Source organism: Streptomyces sp. AC555_RSS877, from assembly GCF_019049245.1.
Classification (GTDB): domain Bacteria; phylum Actinomycetota; class Actinomycetes; order Streptomycetales; family Streptomycetaceae; genus Streptomyces.
On sequence record NZ_JAGMUK010000104.1, the window covers coordinates 102,339 to 121,757 of the forward strand.

Sequence of the window (19,419 nt, forward strand, 5' to 3'; positions counted from 1 at the left end):
GGGAGATTCAAGTCAGCACAGAATCAGCGCCGGCGCGGGTCTGGGGTTCCAGGACGAGAGGAAGGGCGGTCTTCCCGTTGACGATCTCGTGGCCCGGGCCTCGTCGAGTCGCTACGGTTGAGCCATGACCGCACTGCCCGACTGGATGCGCCCGCCGCGCGCGGAAGGCTGGTTCGCGGAGGACCTGGACCGCCTTCCGGAGGCACCCCGCCACACCGAGTTGATCGACGGGGCGCTTGTCTTCATGATGTCGCCACAGAGGTGGTGGCACGGCCACCTCGTCACCATGCTCACCGTGACTCTCATGGAGCAGGCGCCGGGCGATGTCAGGGTCGGCCGCGAGATGACCATCAAGCTCGACGAGCGAAACCGGCCCGAACCGGATCTGCTGTTGACCACGGCCGACTACGACGGAGACCGGACCTGGTTCGCGCCGGACGAGGTGCGACTCGTCATCGAGGTCGTCTCACCCGAGTCCGCGCACCGGGACCGCACGGTCAAGCTGCGTAAGTACGCGGAGGCCGGTATCCCGCATTACTGGTGCATCGAGGACGAAGCCGGCGCCCCTGTCGTCCACGTCTACGAACTCGACGAACCTACTGGCGTATACGCGCCCGCCGGTATCTTCCGAGGCACTCTGAAGCGTCCTGTGCCCTTCGAGATCAGCCTGGACCTCGACAAGCTCACCCCGCCCCGGCGCGCCTAGAAGTCAGCACCGAGTCAGCACGGATCACGGAAGGGGTCGAGCTCCAGGACGTCCGACCCCTTCCGACCTGCACGCTTGACCGATCACCTAGCGTTCGGTAATCGATCCGTCACACATTGAAGCGGAACTCCACCACGTCCCCGTCCTGCATGACGTAGTCCTTGCCCTCCATGCGGGCCTTGCCCTTCGCGCGGGCCTCTGCCACCGAACCGGTCTCCACCAGGTCGCCGAAGGAGATGACCTCCGCCTTGATGAAGCCCTTCTGGAAGTCGGTGTGGATGACGCCGGCGGCCTCGGGGGCGGTGGCGCCCTTCTTGATGGTCCAGGCGCGGGATTCCTTGGGGCCTGCCGTGAGGTAGGTCTGGAGGCCGAGGGTGGTGAAGCCGACGCGGGCGAGGGTGGCGAGGCCGGGCTCCTCGGCACCTACGGACTGGAGGAGCTCCATCGCGTCCTCCTCGTCGAGCTCGGCGAGGTCCTGCTCGAGCTTGGCGTTGAGGAAGATCGCCTCGGCCGGGGCGACCAGGGCGCGCTGCTCGGCCTTGAAGTCGTCGTCGACCAGTTCGTCCTCGTCGACGTTGAAGACGTAGAGGAACGGCTTGGTGGTGAGGAGGTGCAGGTCGTGCAGCAGCTCCTCGTTGCCGGAGCCCTGGACGATGCCCGCCGAGAACAGCGTGTCGCCCTTCTCCAGGATCTCCTTCGCCTCCTCGACGGCCTTCACCTTCGGGACGATGTCCTTCTTGATCCGCGAGTCCTTCTGGAGGCGCGGCAGGACCTTCTCGATCGTCTGGAGGTCCGCGAGGATCAGCTCGGTGTTGATCGTCTCGATGTCGTCCTTGGGCGAGACCTTGCCGTCGACATGGACGACGTTCTCGTCCTTGAAGGCGCGGATGACCTGGCAGATCGCGTCGGACTCACGGATGTTGGCCAGGAACTTGTTGCCCAGGCCCTCTCCCTCGGAGGCGCCCTTCACGATGCCCGCGATGTCGACGAAGTCGACGGTGGCCGGGAGGATCCGCTGGGAGGAGAAGATCTCGGCCAGCTTGGTCAGCCGGGCGTCCGGGACGCCCACGACACCGACGTTCGGCTCGATCGTGGCGAACGGGTAGTTGGCCGCCAGCACGTCGTTCTTGGTCAGGGCGTTGAACAGGGTCGACTTGCCGACATTCGGCAGTCCGACGATTCCGATCGTGAGCGACACGGTGCGACTTCCCGGAGTGAGAGGGCTGGCGAGAGAGGACCGGGGGCGGGCCCCTGGCGTCAGGCCCCTGGGGGCCGATCCACCAGTCTACGGCGTGCCCGCTCCCGCCCCGGCGACGTATCGAACGCTTGGCCAAGGTCGGGTCGACGGCGTGTCTGACGGGCGATTCGACACATAAAACGACTTAAGTTGGTCCAGTGGAGCAACCCAGGACACGATCCCCGCACGACGGAACGCGACGCGGTGTGCCGCCGCCCCTGCCGCCCCAGGCGGCGCGGAGCGCGAAGGCCGGGAGAGCCGGTCCCCCGTCGGCGCGCGGCGGTGTGCCGTCACGTCGGCCCGCGGCGGTACGGCCGCCCGCGCCGCCGATCGTCCAGTCCGTACGCCGGATGCCCAACCCGCGGCTGACCGGGCTCGGCGGCGGGCTGTTCTGCGGGGCGCTGATGCTGGTGCTGGGCTGTCTCGACCAACTCCTCTTCGGCGCCTCGCTCACGGTGTACGGCGTCCTGTTCCTGCCGGTGTGCGTCCTGACCGCCGTGTGGATCCGGCGGGGCGATCTGCTGACCGCCCCCATCGTGGTACCGATCGCCTTCGCCGTGGGGCTCGTCCCCGTGGCCGAGACCGGGGGCGGTGGGGTGGGCGGTCGGCTGATGGGGCTGTTCACCGCGCTCGCCACGCAGGCCGGGTGGCTGTACGGGGGCACGCTCATCGCCGGCCTGATCGCGACGGTGCGGAAGATCCGCCTGATGAACCGCCGGGCGGCACGAAACCGCCCGCCCGTGTGACCTCTAGTTCCCCTCCACCGCGTGCATCGCCGCCCCCACGATCCCCGCGTTGTTCAGCAGCTGCGCCGGGACGATCTCCGCCTTGATGTCCTCGATGTGGTGCAGGAACTTCTGCGACTTGCGGCTGACGCCGCCGCCGACGATGAACAGTTCGGGCGAGAAGAGCATCTCGACGTGGGCGAGGTACTTCTGGACGCGGTGGGCCCAGTGCTCCCACGTCAGCTCCTCGTCCTCCCTGGCCTTGCTGGAGGCGCGCGTCTCCGCGTCGTGCCCGTGCAGTTCCAGATGCCCCAGCTCGGTGTTGGGGACGAGGACACCGTCGACGAAGACGGCGCTGCCGATGCCCGTGCCGAAGGTGAGCAGAATGACCGTGCCCTTGCGGCCCTGGCCGGCGCCGAAGTTCATCTCGGCGACCCCCGCCGCGTCCGCGTCGTTGACCACCGTCACCGGCAGGCCGCCCAGCCGGTCGCTGAACAACGCGCGCGCGTCCATGTCGATCCAGCCCTTGTCGACGTTGGCCGCCGTACGGATCGTGGCTCCGCCGGTGACCACGCCCGGGAAGGTGAGCCCCACCGGCCCGGTCCAGCCGAAGTGGTCGACGACCTGCTTGACGCCGTCGGCCACCCCGTCCGGTGTCGCCGGGTGCGGAGTCAGCACCTTGAAACGCTCGTCCGCCAGGTCGCCCCTGTCCAGGTCCACGGGAGCGCCCTTGATCCCGGATCCACCGATGTCCACGCCGAAGATCTGCATGGCTCTACGTTACGACGGACGACTGACAGTTATTCGGCCGAGGTGCTGCTACGCATCGGCCGAGGCCTTCTCACACAGCATCCGCACCGGATCCGCCGCGCTGCTCCATCAGCGTCGCCGCCTCCTCGCGCAGGTCGCGGCGCAGCTCCTTCGGCAGGGAGAAGATGATGGACTCCTCGGCCGCCTTGACCAGCTCGACGTCCTCGAAGCCGCGCTGCGACAGCCACTCCAGCACCTGCTCGACCAGGATCTCCGGCACGGAGGCACCGGAGGTGACGCCGACCGTGGACACGCCCTCCAGCCACGCCTCGTCGATCTCGTCGGCGAAGTCCACGAGGTACGCCTCGCGGGAGCCGGCGAGCTTGGCGACCTCGACCAGGCGCTTGGAGTTGGAGGAGTTGCGGGAGCCGACGACGATCACCAGCTCGGCCTCGGCGCCCATCTGCTTCACCGCGAGCTGACGGTTCTGCGTGGCGTAGCAGATGTCGTCGCTGGGCGGGGAGATGAGCTGCGGGAACTTCTCCTTCAGGGCGTCGACGGTCTCCATGGTCTCGTCGACGGAGAGGGTGGTCTGGGAGAGCCAGACCACCTTCGACTCGTCGCGGACCTCGACCTTGGCGACGTCGGCGGGACCGTCGACGAGCTGGATGTGGTCGGGGGCCTCGCCGGAGGTGCCGATGACCTCCTCGTGGCCCTCGTGCCCGATCAGGAGGATGTCGTAGTCCTCGCTCGCGAAGCGGACGGCTTCCTTGTGGACCTTGGTGACCAGCGGGCAGGTCGCGTCGATGGTGGCGAGCCGGCCCTGCTGGGCCTCTTCGTGGACGGTCGGGGCGACGCCGTGCGCCGAGAACATGACGATGTTGCCGGGGGGGACCTCTTCCGTCTGCTCGACGAAGATGGCGCCCTTCTTCTCCAGGGTCTGTACGACGTACTTGTTGTGGACGATCTCGTGCCGGACGTAGACCGGAGCGCCGTACTGCTCCAGGGCTTTCTCGACGGCGATCACGGCGCGGTCCACACCCGCGCAGTAGCCACGGGGGGCGGCGAGCAGGACACGGCGGCCAGGCGAAGCAGTCATGCACCCCATCGTAAGGCCGCGTTCGGCGGGTCGAAGATCGCCGGTGTGTCGGGTTGGTGGGCAGACCGGCGGTGAGCGGGGCGGGCGTGGGGCGAGGACCACACGGTCGGGGCACCGGTGGGACCGGGCGACGCACGACGGGGCGTTGTCGTACGCGGCCGTTACCCTCGCGGCATGGCTGTCAACACGTCTCCCGAAACGCCCCTGCCCGTCGGTGAGATCTCGCGGCTCATCGGGGGGTGGATCGACCGGCTCGGGGCGGTGTGGGTGGAGGGGCAGATCACTCAGCTGTCGCGGCGGCCGGGGGCGGGGGTCGTCTTCCTCACGTTGCGGGATCCGTCGTACGACATCTCCGTGAGCGTCACCTGTTATCGGCAGGTCTTCGACGCCGTCGCCGATGTCGTCAGCGAGGGTGCGCGGGTCGTCGTCCTCGCGAAACCGGAGTGGTACGCCCCGCGGGGGCAGCTCTCGTTGCGTGCCGCGGAGATAAGGCCTGTCGGCGTCGGGGAACTGCTCGCCCGGCTCGAGCAGTTGAAGAAGGCACTCGCCGCCGAGGGGCTGTTCGCGCCGGAGCGGAAGAAGCCGCTGCCCTTCCTGCCCCAGCTCGTCGGACTGGTCTGCGGGCGGGCCTCCGCCGCGGAGCGGGACGTGCTGGAGAACGCCCGGCACCGCTGGCCCGCCGTCCGCTTCGAGGTGCGCAACGTGGCCGTGCAGGGGGTGCACGCCGTGCCGCAGGTCGTGCAGGCCGTGAAGGAGCTCGACGAGAACGACGAGGTCGACGTGATCGTCGTCGCGCGCGGGGGCGGCAGCGTGGAGGATCTGCTGCCGTTCTCCGACGAGCAGCTGATCAGGGTCGTCGCCAGCTGTCGTACGCCCGTCGTGTCCGCCATCGGGCACGAACCCGACACACCGCTCCTCGACTACGTCGCCGATGTGCGCGCCTCCACCCCGACCGACGCCGCCAAGAAGGTCGTACCGGACGTCGGCGAGGAGTTCGAGCGGGTGCGGATGCTGCGGGACCGGGCCCGGCGGTGCGTGCAGGCGTTCGTCGACCGGGAGGAACGCGGGCTCGCCCAGGCGCTCGCCCGGCCGGTGATAGTGGATCCGCACCGGATGATCGACGAGCGGGCCGACCAGGTCGGGGCCCTGCTCGACCGCGGCCGGCGCACCCTGGGCCATCACCTCGACCGCGCCGACTCCGAGCTGACGCACACGCACGCGCGCGTGGTGGCCCTCTCCCCCGCCGCCACCCTCAAGCGGGGGTACGCCGTGCTCCAGAAGACCGACGGCCACGTCGTCCGCGACCCCGGCGAGGTCACGGGTGACGAGGTCCTGCGGGCGCGGGTCGCCGAGGGTGAGTTCGTGGTTCGAGTCGATGCAGGGCCTTTCCGGCGGAGCAGCCCGACGCCGACTCACGGCGTCGAGTAGGCACGGGTGAGCAGGGCCTGGTGCGTGCAGCTGCAAGGTGGAGGAGGGAGTCGACGCGGAGCCTCGGCGAGTGACGACAACGCCGCAGATGTGCGTGCTGGGCCCCGCGGCCCCGGGGTGGGCCGCCGGACAGGCCCTAGGGTGGGCGAATGAGCAGCAAGACGGATGAGGCGCTGGGCTACGAGCAGGCGCGGGACGAGCTGATCGACGTCGTACGGCGGCTGGAGGCGGGCGGTACGACGCTGGAGGAGTCCCTTGCGCTCTGGGAGCGGGGCGAGGAGCTGGCGAAGGTGTGCCGGCGCTGGCTGGAGGGGGCACGGGCGCGGCTGGACGCGGCTCTCGCCGAGGAGGAGCCGGCTGACCGGGAGGACATGGGCGACGCCGGGTAGCGGCCCGGAGGCAATGCGGCGGGAGCCGTCGACGGCGACGTGGGGCGCGATCTCCGGTCCTGTGAGGCGGATCACCGCGCTCTGCTTATTGTTGAAGCTTGAACTTCATTCGCGTACGGTCGTCGATGTCAGCCGGTCCGGCACCCGGACCCGACGTACGTCTCGAGAAGGTTCCTCCATGTCTCTCGTCCTTGACCCCGCCGCCCAGGACCTCCTGTTCCGTGAGGCCCGCACCGCGAACACCTTCACCGACGAGCCGGTGACCGACGAGCAGGTGCAGGCGATCTACGACCTGGTCAAGTACGGTCCGACCGCCTTCAACCAGTCCCCGCTGCGCGTCACCCTGGTCCGCTCCGCCGAGGCCCGTGAGCGCCTGGTCCAGCACATGGCCGAGGGCAACCAGCCCAAGACGGCCACCGCCCCGCTGGTCGCGATCCTCTCCGCGGACAACGAGTTCCACGAGGAACTGCCGGAGCTCTTCCCGCACTTCCCGCAGGCCAAGGACGTCTTCTTCGGCGAGCGCTCCGCCCGTGAGGGTGCCGCCGCGCTGAACGCCGGCCTGCAGGCCGCGTACTTCATCATCGGCGTCCGTGCCGCGGGCCTCGCCGCCGGCCCGATGACCGGTCTGGACTTCGAGGGCGTCCGCAAGGAGTTCCTCGACGACGACCACACCCCGCTGATGGTCATCAACATCGGCAAGCCGGGCGAGGACGCCTGGTTCCCGCGCTCCCCGCGCCTGGCGTACGACGACGTCGTCACGACCGTCTGAGCGGTCCGCGCTCACAGGATCCGAGCGCTCGGGTCCACAGCACTTCAGGTCGTCCACAGAAGAGGCCCCCGGCTGCAGGGCAGCGCCGGGGGCCTTCTTCGTGTCCTTGCGGGCTCACGCCGTCTTCAGCGCCCCGGCCATCTCCGCCAGCCGGCCGATCGTGCCGGTGCCCGCCACCACCGTCGTCGCCCCGTCGCCCTGGTGCACGAGCGCGTCGTACCGGCCGCCGGTGTACCGCGTCCAGGTCCGGCCGCCGATCTCCTGGGTGGTCTTGGTCGCCTTGGCGCCCTGGCTGGCGTCGTCGATGAACGTCGACGGCTTCTGAGTCGACTGCTCGACCTGGACGTACTCCCCGTCGGGCGCGTGGAAGCCCAGGTGCCAGGTGTCGAAGTTGTCGCCCTGATAGCGGACGGAGGTGGCCTTCCAGCCGGCGGAGAGACCCTCGGGCGCCGCCACCGGGTAGGACGCGGCGCGGCGTGCCGTGAGCAGCTCGACCCGGTAGTCGACCTTCTTGATCTCCGGACCGGAGTCGTCATGCGGGATGAAGAGGTAGATGACACCCGCCATGAGGCCGATCAGCCCCAGGGAGAGGATCATGTCCCGGACCGTCTTCTGCTTACCGTTCGAACCTGCCACGTCCCTATCGTCGCAGGTGCCCTGGTCCGCTCATCCGTGGGGCCCCCTGCTCATTTTGTGTGCCTGAGGATAGAGTCTGGCCCATACCCTCATCCGGCCGTCGCCGTATCAGAAAGGTGCGCTCCGATGACCGAGCATCATCATCTGCCGTCCGAGCTCGAGGTTCCCTCCGAGGCTCCCGACCGCAACCTCGCCCTGGAACTCGTACGAGTGACCGAAGCCGCGGCCATGGCCGCGGGCCGCTGGGTCGGGCGCGGCGACAAGAACGGCGCCGACGGTGCCGCGGTGCGCGCCATGCGGACCCTCGTCTCCACCGTCTCGATGAACGGCGTCGTCGTCATCGGCGAGGGGGAGAAGGACGAGGCCCCGATGCTCTTCAACGGGGAGCGCGTCGGCGACGGTACCGGGCCCGAGTGCGACATCGCCGTCGACCCGATCGACGGGACCACACTGACCGCTAAGGGCATGACCAACGCGATCGCCGTGCTGGCCGCCGCCGACCGCGGGTCGATGTTCGACCCGTCCGCCGTCTTCTACATGGACAAGCTGGTCACCGGGCCCGAAGCCGCCGACTTCGTCGACATCAACGCGCCGGTGTCCGTGAACATCCGCCGGGTCGCCAAGGCCAAGCGGTCCACGCCCGAGGACGTCACCGTCGTCATCCTGGACCGGCCGCGGCACCAGGGCCTCATCGAGGAGGTCCGGGAGACCGGCGCGCGCATCAGGCTGATCTCCGACGGCGACGTCGCCGGCTCGATCCTGGCGCTGCGCGAGGGCACCGGCGTCGACCTGCTGCTCGGCGTCGGCGGCACGCCGGAGGGCATCATCTCCGCCTGTGCCGTGAAGTGCCTGGGCGGCACGATCCAGGGCAAGCTGTGGCCGAAGGACGACGAGGAGCGGCAGCGGGCCATCGACGCGGGGCATGACCTGGACCGCGTGCTGACGACCGACGACCTGGTCTCCGGCGAGAACGTGTTCTTCGTGGCGACGGGCATCACCGATGGTGAGCTGCTGCGAGGCGTGCGGTATCGGTCGGAGACGGCGACCACCGACTCGATCGTGATGCGGTCGAAGTCGGGGACGGTGCGCAGGATCGACTCCGAGCACCGGCTGAGCAAGCTGCGGGCCTACAGCGCCATCGACTTCGACAAGGCGAAGTAGGTCCGCCGGGGAGGTTGTGCCACCTCCCGGCCAGCGTCAAAGGGGCGCCCCCGGTGCGGTGGGGGCGCCCCCTCGGCGTATGCCGGGCGGGCCGGTCAGCCCGCTGCCGCTATGCGGTCCGCCGGCCTCGTCGCCTTTTTCAGCTCCAGATCGCGGCGGCGGCGCCTGGCGAGGACCACGCGGCGTTCGGCGGCGGTCAGGCCGCCCCAGACGCCGTACGGTTCCGGTTGCAGGAGCGCGTGCTCGCGGCACTCGACCATGACCGGACAGCGCCCGCAGACGCGCTTCGCGGCCTCCTCGCGGGAGAGCCGGGCGGCGGTGGGTTCCTTGGACGGTGCGAAGAACAGGCCGGCCTCGTCGCGCCGGCACACCGCCTCGGTGTGCCAGGGTGCGTCTTGGTCCCTGTCCCGCACTGGCACCCGCTGGGCCGGAACGGCAGCGACCTGCAGGGACGAATGCGGCGGTTGCAGCACGGTCTACTCCTGACGACGGCTTCGCGAGCGAGCGACGATGCAGCAAGGCCTACCCGCTGTGCGCGCGCCTATGCACTGAGTTCCGAACCGCTGGTTCCGTCGGGACGGGCGCGCCCCCGGGGTGACGAGCGGTACTCCCCTCCGCTTCGCGTCCCGTCGGATCACGGCACCGCACCCGTCCCCACATCAGCTCTCGACGGTTCACGGCCGGGAAGGTGCCAACCGTCAACGGTCCAGATGCTTGCGCAGACTCCTGTCGACCTTGCGGTGCACGCGGTCCAGGATGTCCGCGACGAGCTTGCCGCGCTTGGGCCTGCCCTCGATGTTGCCGAGCACGGCCCAGCCGTCCACGTAGACGACGGGCGCTTCGGGGTCGGGTGAATCCAGTGTGTCCACCTCGAAGTTGCCGAGGACACCGCCGCCGGTGCCGCGCAGCGAGACGTTCTCCGGGACGCGCACCTCGACGTTGCCGAAGACCGAGACCGCCTTGATGACGACCTGCCGGTACTCGAATATCGCCTCGCTGAGGTCGATCTCGACGCTGCCGAAGACGGCGTACGCGTGGATACGGCGGCCCGCTCGCCAGCGGCCCTTGCGGACGGCGCCGCTGAAGACCGCGACCACGTTGTCGTCCGGGTCGTGCGGGATCGCGTCGGTGGGGCGGTTCGGGGCCGGGGTGTAGACGGGGCCGGCCCGGCGCTCGTGGGCGGCCGGCAGGTCCCGGATGAAGACCTCCAGCTCGCCCACCCTCTTGGCGTTCAGCACCCCCTCGACGCGCTCGGCGTGCTCGTCGGCGGTCAGGCGGCCCTCCGCGAGGGCCTCGCGCAGGATGTCGGCGATCCGGTCGCGGTCGGCGTCCGAGGCGCGGAGTTCGGCCGGGGGCGGCACCTGCGGTTCGGTGTGCTTCTGAAGGTCCACGGCAGCAGCGTACCCAAACGCGATAGATCGCGACTAGGGTTGTGGACAACCTTGACCCTGCCAACTGAGCCTTACCTCACAAGACCGCCGTCAGCGGCAGGTTCTACGCTGGTGGGCGCTGCCAATGGAGGCCAGCGGCCGTCTGTCGAGTGAGGAATGGGCGAGATGCCTGAGTTCGCGTACACCGATCTGCTCCCCATGGGAGAGGACTCCACCCCGTACCGGCTGGTGACCTCCGAGGGTGTCTCCACTTTCGAGGCCGACGGGCGGACGTTCCTCAAGGTCGAGCCTCAGGCGCTGCGCAAGCTCGCCGAGGAGGCCATCCACGACATCCAGCACTACCTGCGCCCGGCCCACCTGGCCCAGCTGCGCCGGATCATCGACGACCCCGAGGCGTCGAGCAACGACAAGTTCGTGGCGCTGGACCTGCTGAAGAACGCGAACATCGCGGCCGCGGGCGTGCTGCCCATGTGCCAGGACACCGGCACCGCGATCGTCATGGGCAAGCGCGGCCAGAACGTGCTCACGGAGGGCGGCGACGAGTCGGCCCTGTCCCGCGGCATCTACGACGCGTACCTGAACCTGAACCTGCGCTACTCGCAGATGGCCCCGCTCACCATGTGGGACGAGAAGAACACCGGCTCGAACCTGCCGGCGCAGATCGAGCTGTACGCGACGGACGGCGGCGCCTACAAGTTCCTGTTCATGGCGAAGGGCGGCGGCAGCGCCAACAAGTCCTTCCTCTACCAGGAGACGAAGGCCGTCCTGAACGAGTCCTCCATGATGAAGTTCCTGGAGGAGAAGATCCGTTCGCTGGGTACGGCCGCCTGCCCGCCGTACCACCTGGCGATCGTCGTCGGCGGCACGTCCGCCGAGTACGCGCTGAAGACCGCCAAGTACGCCTCCGCGCACTACTTGGACGAGATCCCCGCCGAGGGCTCGCCGCTCGGTCACGGCTTCCGGGACAAGGAGCTGGAGGAGAAGGTCTTCGAGCTGACCCAGAGGATCGGCATCGGGGCGCAGTTCGGCGGCAAGTACTTCTGCCACGACGTACGCGTGGTGCGCCTGCCGCGGCACGGCGCGTCCTGCCCGGTCGCCATCGCCGTGTCCTGCTCCGCCGACCGTCAGGCGGTCGCGAAGATCACCGCCGAGGGCGTCTTCCTGGAGCAGTTGGAGACCGACCCGGCGCGCTTCCTGCCGGAGACGACGGAGGAGCACCTGGAGAGCGAGGGTGACGTCGTCAAGATCGACCTGAACCAGCCGATGGACGACATCCTCGCCGAGCTGACCAAGTACCCCGTCAAGACCCGCCTCTCACTGACCGGTCCGCTGGTCGTGGCCCGCGACATCGCGCACGCCAAGATCAAGGAGCGGCTGGACGCGGGCGAGGAGATGCCGCAGTACCTGAAGGACCACCCCGTGTACTACGCGGGCCCCGCGAAGACCCCGGAGGGCTACGCGTCCGGTTCCTTCGGCCCGACGACGGCCGGCCGCATGGACTCCTACGTCGAGCAGTTCCAGGCCGCCGGCGGCTCCAAGGTGATGCTGGCCAAGGGCAACCGGTCCGCCCAGGTCACGAACGCGTGCGACACCCACGGCGGCTTCTACCTCGGCTCGATCGGCGGCCCCGCCGCCCGCCTCGCCCAGGACTGCATCAAGAAGGTCGAGATCGTCGAGTACGAGGAGCTCGGCATGGAGGCCGTCTGGAAGATCGAGGTCGAGGACTTCCCGGCGTTCATCGTCGTCGACGACAAGGGCAACGACTTCTTCCAGGACCCGGCGCCCGCGCCCACGTTCACGTCGATTCCGGTTCGGGGGCCTGGGCTGGCGTAGCGCCTGTGATGCGGCGGGGGATCTTTTCGCCCCCGCCGCCCCTTCCCGTCCCATCACCAGGGGCTCCGCCCCTTCGACCCCGCCAGGGCTCCGCTCCCGCACCTCCCCGGGACTGCGCCCCAGACCCATCGTCCTGAACGGCCTCGCCCTCAAGCGCCGGACGGGCTGAGCAGTGCCCGTGTCGGTCGGTCGGTCGGTCGGAGAACGGTGGGGCTCGTCGTCGCGACAACCCGGGTAGTGAAGATCATGCTGGCTGGGGAACCAGCAGGGGAATACGCCCTCGCGCGGCCATGCTCTCCTACCGGAGGTACGACGATGACGACGACTGCCGACGACGGCAACCAGCGCTACCGGATCGAGCACGACTCCATGGGTGAGGTGCGGGTGCCCGCCGATGCGAAGTGGCGGGCCCAGACGCAGCGGGCCGTGGAGAACTTCCCGATCTCCGGGCAGCGGATCGAACGAGCCCACATCGAGGCACTCGCCCGGATCAAGGGGGCCGCCGCCAAGGTCAACGCGAGTCTCGGCGTGCTGGACAAGGACATCGCCGAGGCCATCCAGGAGGCGGCCGAGGAGGTCGCCCGGGGGGACTGGGACGGGCATTTCCCGGTGGACGTGTTCCAGACCGGGTCCGGGACCTCGTCCAACATGAACACCAACGAGGTCATCGCCACGCTCGCCACCGAGCGGCTGGGCCGGGACGTACATCCCAACGATCACGTCAACGCGTCGCAGTCGTCCAACGACGTGTTCCCCTCGTCCATCCACATCGCCGCCACCGCCGCCGTCACCCGGGATCTCGTCCCGGCGCTCCAGCACCTCGCCGACTCCCTCGCCCGTAAGTCGGAGGAGTTCGCCGACGTCGTGAAGTCGGGGCGGACCCACCTCATGGACGCCACACCGGTGACGCTGGGGCAGGAGTTCGGGGGGTACGCGGCGCAGGTGCGGTACGGCGTCGAGCGGCTGCAGGCCTCTCTCCCGCGGCTTGCCGAGCTGCCGCTCGGGGGGACCGCCGTCGGGACCGGGATCAACACGCCCCCCGGCTTCTCCGCCGCCGTCATCGAAGAAGTCGCCCGCGCCACCGGGCTGCCGCTCACCGAGGCACGCGACCACTTCGAGGCGCAGGGTGCCCGGGACGGGATCGTGGAGACCAGCGGGCAGCTGCGGACCGTCGCCGTCGGGCTGACGAAGATCGCCAACGACCTGCGGTGGATGGCCTCCGGGCCGCGCACCGGGCTCGCCGAGATCAGTCTCCCCGACCTCCAGCCCGGGTCCTCGATCATGCCCGGCAAGGTCAATCCGGTGGTCCCGGAGGCCGTGCTCATGGTCTGCGCCCAGGTCGTCGGCAACGACGCGACCGTCGCCACGGCCGGAGCCGCCGGCAACTTCGAACTGAACGTGATGCTGCCCGTCATCGCGAAGAACGTCCTGGAGTCGATCCGGCTGCTCGCCAACGTGTCGAGGCTGCTCGCCGACCGGACCGTCGACGGGATCGTCGCGCACCGGGACCGGGCCCGCGAGTACGCCGAGTCGTCGCCCTCCGTGGTGACCCCGCTCAACAAGTACATCGGGTACGAAGAGGCCGCGAAGGTCGCCAAGAAGGCGCTGGCGGAGCGGAAGACCATCCGTCAGGTCGTCGAAGAGAACGGGTACGTGGAGCGTGGCGACCTCACGGCCGGGCAACTGGACGAGGCGTTGGATGTCCTGCGGATGACGCACCCGTAACCAATCGCGCACCTGTCGCGCTCCGCGCGTGAACCGTGACACGCGCCGCAGCGTCGTATGCCCATGGCACCTAATATCTGTGCATGGCAGACGGTGGAGCGGTGAGAGCCGACGTGGACGCGGGCGGGTCGGCGGTGTTCTGGGCGCCAGGGAGTCACATCCTGTGGCGTTACCGGGAGAACGGCGGCGCGCGGTTCCACATCGCGCGTCCCGTCACCGTCGTACGGGACGACAGTGAACTGCTCGCCGTGTGGATGGCTCCGGGCACCGAGTGTGTGAGGCCGGTGCTCGCGGACGGTACGCCCGTGCACGTCGAGCCGTTGGAGAGCCGCTACACCAAGCCGCGGTCCGTGCAGCGCGACCGGTGGTTCGGGACGGGTGTGCTGAAGCTCGCGCGGCCCGGTGAGCCGTGGTCGGTGTGGCTGTTCTGGGAACCGGGCTGGCGGTTCAAGAACTGGTACGTGAACCTGGAGGAGCCGCTGACGCGTTGGGTCGGCGGGGTGGACTCCGAGGATCACTTTCTCGACATCTCCGTCCATTCCGACCGCAGTTGGCGCTGGCTGGACGAGGACGAGTTCGCGCAGGCCCGGCGGGACGGGCTGATGGACGGCCAACAGGCACGGAAGGTGAGGGAGGCGGGCCGCTCCGTGGTGGAGGTGATCCGGGCCTGGGGGCCGCCGTTCTCGGAGGGCTGGCAGCACTGGCGCCCCGATCCGTCCTGGAGTGTCCCGGCCCTGCCGGAGGACTGGGATCGTACGCCCGCGCACATGTCGTCATGAGACCCTTGATGCGCCCCCGGGCAAGAAACGTAGGATCGTCCTCCGCAAGGGCGCGCAGTGGCAACCTCCGGGGCACGCGCTGGGCTTGACCGATCGTCACCGAGGGGCGGCAGGACGTGAGCGAGGGGTACGAGGGCAACACCGGTGCGGAGGGCGGCGTTTTTGCCGGTGGCACAGAAACAGCCTCTGACCACGCGGGAAATCCGTTCCTGGGACACGTATTCCGGGTATCGGGTTTTCGGCGGGACCAATTGCACGCGCGGCATTCAGCGCCGGACGGACGGATTCGACACGCGTGACGGAGCAGCCGACCTCCTTCGAACGCCCCCAGGCGGGCGTCGCCCCCGCGGATCCCCGCGGGGCGCTCCTGCGTACCTCGACGCCGTCGCCTCCGCACAGCGCCGATACGCCGTCGCACGCGCCCGGCGCCGGCGCCTTACCGGCACAGGCACGTGCCGGCGAGACGCCGCCCGCCTGTCCCGCCACGACGACATCGAGCGGTAAGGACACCAGAGCCGTAGGTACCGACCCCGAGCACTCCCAGCCCGCCGCCTCCGCGGAGCCCGACACGCACCGTCCGCGGCCCGTGCCCGAGGTGATCCCGGCCCAGCCGGGCGCCGAGAGCGCCACCAGCGCCGAGCGCCGTACCGGACAAGGGCTGCCGCCCGGCCGGCCCACACCGATGCGGCGGGACGGGGACCGGCTGCGGTTCGTGGGAGCCGCGACCCGGCGGATCGCCCGTGGCATCGACCTCGACGAGATCGTGATGGGGCTGTGCCGGGCGACCGTGCCGACCTTCTCCGACGCGATCCTCGTCTATCTGCGCGACCCGCTGCCGGTCGGCGACGAGCGGCCCACCGGGCCTCTGGTGCTGCGGCTGCGCCGGACCGACCGGATCCCGGAGGAGCGGGACACCGACGGCGGGTTCAGCTCCGCGCTCCAGGCCGAGCCGTCCGAGCTGGACACGCTCGGCACCGAACTGTGCGAGGTACGGCCCGGCAGCGCGCTCGCCGAGGTGCTGCGCGGGGTGCGTCCCGTCTTCACCGACACCGAGGACGTACGCGCCGCGCTGGCCGAACTCCTCGGCGACAACTCCGAGTTCGCCGTACCCGCCGGAGAGCGCGCGATCCTCGCCCCGCTGCGCGGCCGGCGCCGGGTGATCGGCGCCGCGCTGTTCCTGCGCCGCCCGGACCGCATCGCCTTCGAGCCGGACGACCTGCTGGTCGCCGCCCAGCTCGCCACGCACAGCGCCCTCGGCATCGACAAGGCGGTGCTGTACGGCCGTGAGGCGTACATCGCCGACGAACTGCAGCGCACCATGCTTCCGGAGACACTGCCGCGGCCCACGGGCGTGCGGCTGGCGTCCCGCTACCTCCCGGCGGCCGAGACCGCGCGGGTCGGCGGCGACTGGTACGACGCGATCCCGCTGCCGGGCAGTCGCGTGGCACTGGTGGTCGGTGACGTCATGGGGCACTCGATGACGTCCGCCGCGATCATGGGCCAGCTGCGGACCACCGCGCAGACCCTGGCCGGGCTCGACCTGCCGCCGCAGGAGGTCCTGCACCACCTCGACGAGCAGGCCCAGCGGCTCGGCACCGACCGCATGGCGACCTGCCTGTACGCCGTCTACGACCCGGTCGCGCACCGGATCACCATCGCCAACGCCGGCCATCCCCCGCCGGTCCTGCTGCACCTGGGCGGCCGCGCCGAGGTGCTGCGGGTGCCGCCGGGCGCGCCCATCGGGGTCGGCGGTGTCGACTTCGAGGCCGTGGAGCTGGACGCCCCGGCCGGAGCGACCCTGCTCCTGTACACCGACGGGCTCGTCGAGTCGCGTCTGCGGGACGTGTGGACCGGGATAGAGCAGCTGCGCGAGAAGCTCGCCGCCACCGCGCAGCTCACGGGACCCGACCATCCGCCGCCCCTCGAGGCGCTGTGCGACGAGGTCCTCGACATGCTCGGCCCGGGTGACCGGGACGACGACATCGCCCTGCTCGCCGCCCGTTTCGACGGGATCGCGCCGAGTGACGTGGCGTACTGGTTCCTGGAGCCGGAGGACGCGGCACCGGGCCGGGCCCGGCGGCTGGCCCGGCGGGCGCTCGCCCGCTGGGGCATGGAGGACATCACCGACTCCGTGGAGCTGCTGGTCAGCGAGGTCGTGACGAACGCCGTGCGCTACGCGACCCGGCCGATCACACTGCGGCTGCTGCGGACGGACGTGCTGCGCTGCGAGGTCGGGGACGATGTTCCGCAACTGCCGAGGCTCAGGCAGGCGCGTGCCACGGACGAGGGCGGTCGCGGGCTGTTCCTGGTGAACAAGGTGGCCAGGAGGTGGGGGGCGACCCGGCTCTCCACCGGCAAGGTGGTCTGGTTCGAGCTCGGGGTGCCGTCCGCTTCCTAGTAATGCCTCCTGGTACTGCCTTCCTGGTCGTCCGGCTTGGTCCGGACGGCCGCGGAAGCGGTACCGGCCGTTCCCCTGCTCGGGTGGCATATGCGGCGCCACCGCGCATGGCGCGTTGCGTGGTCGGATTCCGGAGCTTGGAATGACTCGCCGGCGCTCCCAAGATCCGGGCGCCCGCAGTCACCCCCAGGAGGATGCATGCCCTCTTCCACCGTCCGCCGCGCCGTGACCGTCGGCGCCCTGACCACCGCACTGACTCTCTCGCTGTCCGCGCAGGCCTCGGCGGATGCCGGCGACGAGGACATCGTGCGCGTCAAGTACACCGGCGTCACCGCACTCGACACGAGCCCCGATGTCATCGCTCCGGGCGACAGCTGGGTCACCTACCTGAGCCTGTACACCCCCAAGCACACGTTCGCCGGCGACGCCAGCTCGCGGTGCAGCGCCGTGGAGGCCCACGAGAACCGGGTGACCACCCAGTGCACGCGGGTGCTGCGTCTGAAGGACGGGGAGATCACCCTCCACGACCTGATCACCCGGGAGGGCAGGCAGCCCGTGACGGCCAAGACCGCCATCGCGGGCGGCACGGGCATCTACAACGACGCCGAAGGAGAGGGCTACATCACCCTGACGGGCGACAGCGTCCACTTCGACCTCCACGTCGATGACTGACCGGCGCACCGCGCCTGACCGGAATGACTCGCCCATGCTCCGGAACACCTGGGGCACCCTGTTCGGCCTGGAGGTTTCGTGATCAAATCGGCTGCCCGTGGCGTCGTCGTCACCGCCCTCACCACCGCGATCGCCCTTCTCCCGTCGTCGGCACAGGCCGAGGGGTCGGACAAGGACAACGAGATCGAGAGGGTGGAGCTGACGGGCGTCACCGCGTTCGACACCTCGCCCCAGCACATCCGGACCGGTGACCGCTGGCTGACCCGTCTGGAGCTCTACACCGAGAACACGGCGAAGAGCGAGAAGAAGAAGCCGAAGAACGAGAAGACGGCGAAGAAGTCGAGCCGGCAGCCGTTGCGCGCCGGTGACGGTGAGTCGGAGTGCAGCGCGATCCACGTCCGGCACCACGAGGTGACCACGCAGTGCACCCGTGTCCTGCGCCTGAAGAAGGGGACGCTGACGCTCAGCGACATGATCACCTACAACCCGCACCAGCCCGTGACGGCCAAGACCGCCATCATCGGCGGCACCGGCCATTACCGCTCCGCCTATGGTGACGGCTACATCACCCTGGACGGCGGGTACGTCCACCTGGAGCTCAACGTCGACGAATGACGCGGGCCCACCACGCCGGTGCGCAAGACGCTGTTCGCGTCCCGCACCGGCGTCTTTTTTGCCGCCCTTTTCGCCGCCCTCAGCCCTTCAGTCGCTCAGCCCTTCAGTCGCTTATGCCGGAGGTTTTCTCGATGAGCCGCGTGAAAACGATGAGGGCCCCCATTGCGGGAAGAAGGCCGGCCAGGGTCCACAGGACACAGAATCCCGCTGCCGCCCCGGTCATCATGGGCAGCACTCTCGGGGCATCCTCGGACACTCCGGCCACGACCAACAGGAAGACAGTGGACAGAATTCCCATGGCGATAATGGTGAAGAACGGCCACAAGTAATTGACGATGGGCAAGATACGCGCTTTTCTTGCCTTCTTCAGGAAGTTGTTGTCACAGGCTCGCGTGATCATCGCCAGGACGGCGAACACGGACCCGATGACGATACCCACCATGGAGACGGCGACTCCCAGCGCCTCCTCCATCGGCAGGTCGCCGTCGTGCCCCAGCCAGGCGCCCCCCGCCGCGCCGCATAACGCACTCAGCGGCTCGCCCCACCACCCGCTCCTCAGGCTCACGTGCACGAGCCTCACGAATTCCTTGAAGTACTTGTCCCCCAACGTGCGCCCACTGGGCTCCTCCGGGTGGGAGTCAAAAACTCTCGGGTCTTCCCCGTTCATGAAAGCCCCCACCCGTCGGCAGCCACTTTCACCGAGCCGCGGTCAAGCGGCTCGCTTCCCCGGCACCTCGCCCTCCCGCCGACTGCACAGGAGGTCGTCACCGTGGTTCCTACCTCTCCACTTCTATGACCGACCCGTACGCGTTCATGTCGCGTATGGCGTCGTACAGCGAAGCGCAGCGTTCGGGAGACTCCTGCCTCGATTCGGATCCTGAAACCCCGGTGGCGCGGTCGAGACGAGCGAGGGTGTTCTCCGGGTCCTGTGCGAGGCCGACGCTGAAGTCACGTGTGCCGACCTTGCATTCGGCGAGCTCTCGAAGAGAACTGTCCATGCTCGTGCCACCTTTCATGGTGCGCGCCGGACGGCGCCGCCGGGAAACAGGGTCAAAACATGGCACAACCATAGGCCGTTACCGCCGATCAGACCCTTCGGGGCGACA

General features: G+C 69.4%; 20 protein-coding genes. 12 read left to right on the forward strand and 8 right to left on the reverse strand.

Annotation, left to right across the window (positions count from 1 at the left end; genetic code table 11):
* Positions 1-124: 124 nt before the first annotated feature.
* Positions 125-706: a Uma2 family endonuclease gene (locus KUM49_RS35905; protein ID WP_217241141.1), complete on the forward strand. Its 582-nt coding sequence runs from the start codon at positions 125-127 to the stop codon at positions 704-706.
* A 109-nt stretch (positions 707-815) separates the two neighbouring features.
* Here KUM49_RS35905 and ychF read toward each other — a convergent pair whose 3' ends face one another.
* Complete coding sequence (gene ychF, locus KUM49_RS35910) at positions 816-1,904, reverse strand: redox-regulated ATPase YchF (RefSeq protein WP_217241142.1); 1,089 nt, start codon at positions 1,902-1,904, stop codon at positions 816-818.
* 197 nt (positions 1,905-2,101) lie between these two features.
* On the opposite strand from ychF, the gene KUM49_RS35915 reads away from it, so the two are divergent.
* Positions 2,102-2,689, forward strand: a complete 588-nt coding sequence (locus KUM49_RS35915) for a DUF6542 domain-containing protein (RefSeq protein WP_217241143.1) — start codon at positions 2,102-2,104, stop codon at positions 2,687-2,689.
* Between the two features lie 3 nt (positions 2,690-2,692).
* Here the strand turns inward: KUM49_RS35915 and ppgK are convergent, their stop codons facing one another.
* Together ppgK and KUM49_RS35925 are read right to left on the reverse strand one after the other, a co-directional pair.
* Positions 2,693-3,439 carry a polyphosphate--glucose phosphotransferase gene (gene ppgK, locus KUM49_RS35920; protein WP_217241144.1) on the reverse strand — a complete coding sequence of 249 codons (747 nt, stop codon included), beginning with the start codon at positions 3,437-3,439 and terminating at the stop codon, positions 2,693-2,695.
* A 70-nt stretch (positions 3,440-3,509) separates the two neighbouring features.
* Complete coding sequence (locus KUM49_RS35925; RefSeq protein ID WP_217241145.1) at positions 3,510-4,526, reverse strand: 4-hydroxy-3-methylbut-2-enyl diphosphate reductase; 1,017 nt, start codon at positions 4,524-4,526, stop codon at positions 3,510-3,512.
* Between the two features lie 165 nt (positions 4,527-4,691).
* Between KUM49_RS35925 and xseA the strand changes: the two genes are divergently transcribed.
* The 3 genes from xseA (at position 4,692) to KUM49_RS35940 (ending at position 7,103) form a co-directional block, all read left to right on the forward strand.
* Positions 4,692-5,945 carry an exodeoxyribonuclease VII large subunit gene (gene xseA / locus KUM49_RS35930; RefSeq protein WP_217241146.1) on the forward strand — a complete coding sequence of 418 codons (1,254 nt, stop codon included), beginning with the start codon at positions 4,692-4,694 and terminating at the stop codon, positions 5,943-5,945.
* A 149-nt stretch (positions 5,946-6,094) separates the two neighbouring features.
* Positions 6,095-6,334 (forward strand): exodeoxyribonuclease VII small subunit, encoded by a 240-nt coding sequence (locus KUM49_RS35935; RefSeq protein ID WP_217241147.1) that lies wholly within the window; start codon positions 6,095-6,097, stop codon positions 6,332-6,334.
* Between the two features lie 178 nt (positions 6,335-6,512).
* Complete coding sequence (locus tag KUM49_RS35940; protein ID WP_217241148.1) at positions 6,513-7,103, forward strand: malonic semialdehyde reductase; 591 nt, start codon at positions 6,513-6,515, stop codon at positions 7,101-7,103.
* A 114-nt stretch (positions 7,104-7,217) separates the two neighbouring features.
* On the opposite strand, the gene KUM49_RS35945 is transcribed toward KUM49_RS35940, so the two are convergent.
* Positions 7,218-7,739, reverse strand: coding sequence for a DUF4245 domain-containing protein (locus KUM49_RS35945; RefSeq protein ID WP_217241149.1), 522 nt, complete (start codon positions 7,737-7,739; stop codon positions 7,218-7,220).
* Between the two features lie 126 nt (positions 7,740-7,865).
* Between KUM49_RS35945 and glpX the strand changes: the two genes are divergently transcribed.
* Entirely contained in the window at positions 7,866-8,900 is a 1,035-nt protein-coding gene (gene glpX / locus KUM49_RS35950; protein ID WP_217241150.1) for a class II fructose-bisphosphatase, read from the forward strand.
* Positions 8,901-8,995: 95 nt separating this feature from the next.
* Here glpX and KUM49_RS35955 read toward each other — a convergent pair whose 3' ends face one another.
* Both KUM49_RS35955 and KUM49_RS35960 read right to left on the reverse strand, forming a co-directional pair.
* Positions 8,996-9,373, reverse strand: coding sequence for a WhiB family transcriptional regulator (locus KUM49_RS35955; protein ID WP_217241151.1), 378 nt, complete (start codon positions 9,371-9,373; stop codon positions 8,996-8,998).
* 225 nt (positions 9,374-9,598) lie between these two features.
* Entirely contained in the window at positions 9,599-10,291 is a 693-nt protein-coding gene (locus KUM49_RS35960) for a DUF1707 domain-containing protein (RefSeq protein ID WP_217241152.1), read from the reverse strand.
* A 165-nt stretch (positions 10,292-10,456) separates the two neighbouring features.
* Here KUM49_RS35960 and KUM49_RS35965 point away from each other — a divergent pair, with 165 nt between their 5' ends.
* The 6 genes from KUM49_RS35965 (at position 10,457) to KUM49_RS35990 (ending at position 18,313) form a co-directional block, all read left to right on the forward strand.
* Entirely contained in the window at positions 10,457-12,124 is a 1,668-nt protein-coding gene (locus KUM49_RS35965) for a fumarate hydratase (protein WP_217241153.1), read from the forward strand.
* 315 nt (positions 12,125-12,439) lie between these two features.
* Positions 12,440-13,849, forward strand: a complete 1,410-nt coding sequence (locus tag KUM49_RS35970) for an aspartate ammonia-lyase (protein ID WP_217241181.1) — start codon at positions 12,440-12,442, stop codon at positions 13,847-13,849.
* A gap of 83 nt (positions 13,850-13,932) precedes the next feature.
* Complete coding sequence (locus KUM49_RS35975; protein WP_217241154.1) at positions 13,933-14,628, forward strand: DUF402 domain-containing protein; 696 nt, start codon at positions 13,933-13,935, stop codon at positions 14,626-14,628.
* Between the two features lie 295 nt (positions 14,629-14,923).
* Positions 14,924-17,026 (forward strand): ATP-binding SpoIIE family protein phosphatase, encoded by a 2,103-nt coding sequence (locus KUM49_RS35980; RefSeq protein WP_217241155.1) that lies wholly within the window; start codon positions 14,924-14,926, stop codon positions 17,024-17,026.
* Between the two features lie 198 nt (positions 17,027-17,224).
* A complete protein-coding gene (locus tag KUM49_RS35985; protein ID WP_217241156.1) occupies positions 17,225-17,698 on the forward strand; it encodes a hypothetical protein in 474 nt (157 codons plus the stop codon).
* Between the two features lie 78 nt (positions 17,699-17,776).
* Positions 17,777-18,313, forward strand: a complete 537-nt coding sequence (locus KUM49_RS35990; RefSeq protein WP_217241157.1) for a hypothetical protein — start codon at positions 17,777-17,779, stop codon at positions 18,311-18,313.
* A gap of 103 nt (positions 18,314-18,416) precedes the next feature.
* Here the strand turns inward: KUM49_RS35990 and KUM49_RS35995 are convergent, their stop codons facing one another.
* Together KUM49_RS35995 and KUM49_RS36000 are read right to left on the reverse strand one after the other, a co-directional pair.
* Complete coding sequence (locus KUM49_RS35995; protein WP_217241158.1) at positions 18,417-18,980, reverse strand: hypothetical protein; 564 nt, start codon at positions 18,978-18,980, stop codon at positions 18,417-18,419.
* A 109-nt stretch (positions 18,981-19,089) separates the two neighbouring features.
* Positions 19,090-19,311 (reverse strand): hypothetical protein, encoded by a 222-nt coding sequence (locus KUM49_RS36000; protein ID WP_217241159.1) that lies wholly within the window; start codon positions 19,309-19,311, stop codon positions 19,090-19,092.
* Positions 19,312-19,419 lie beyond the last annotated feature (108 nt).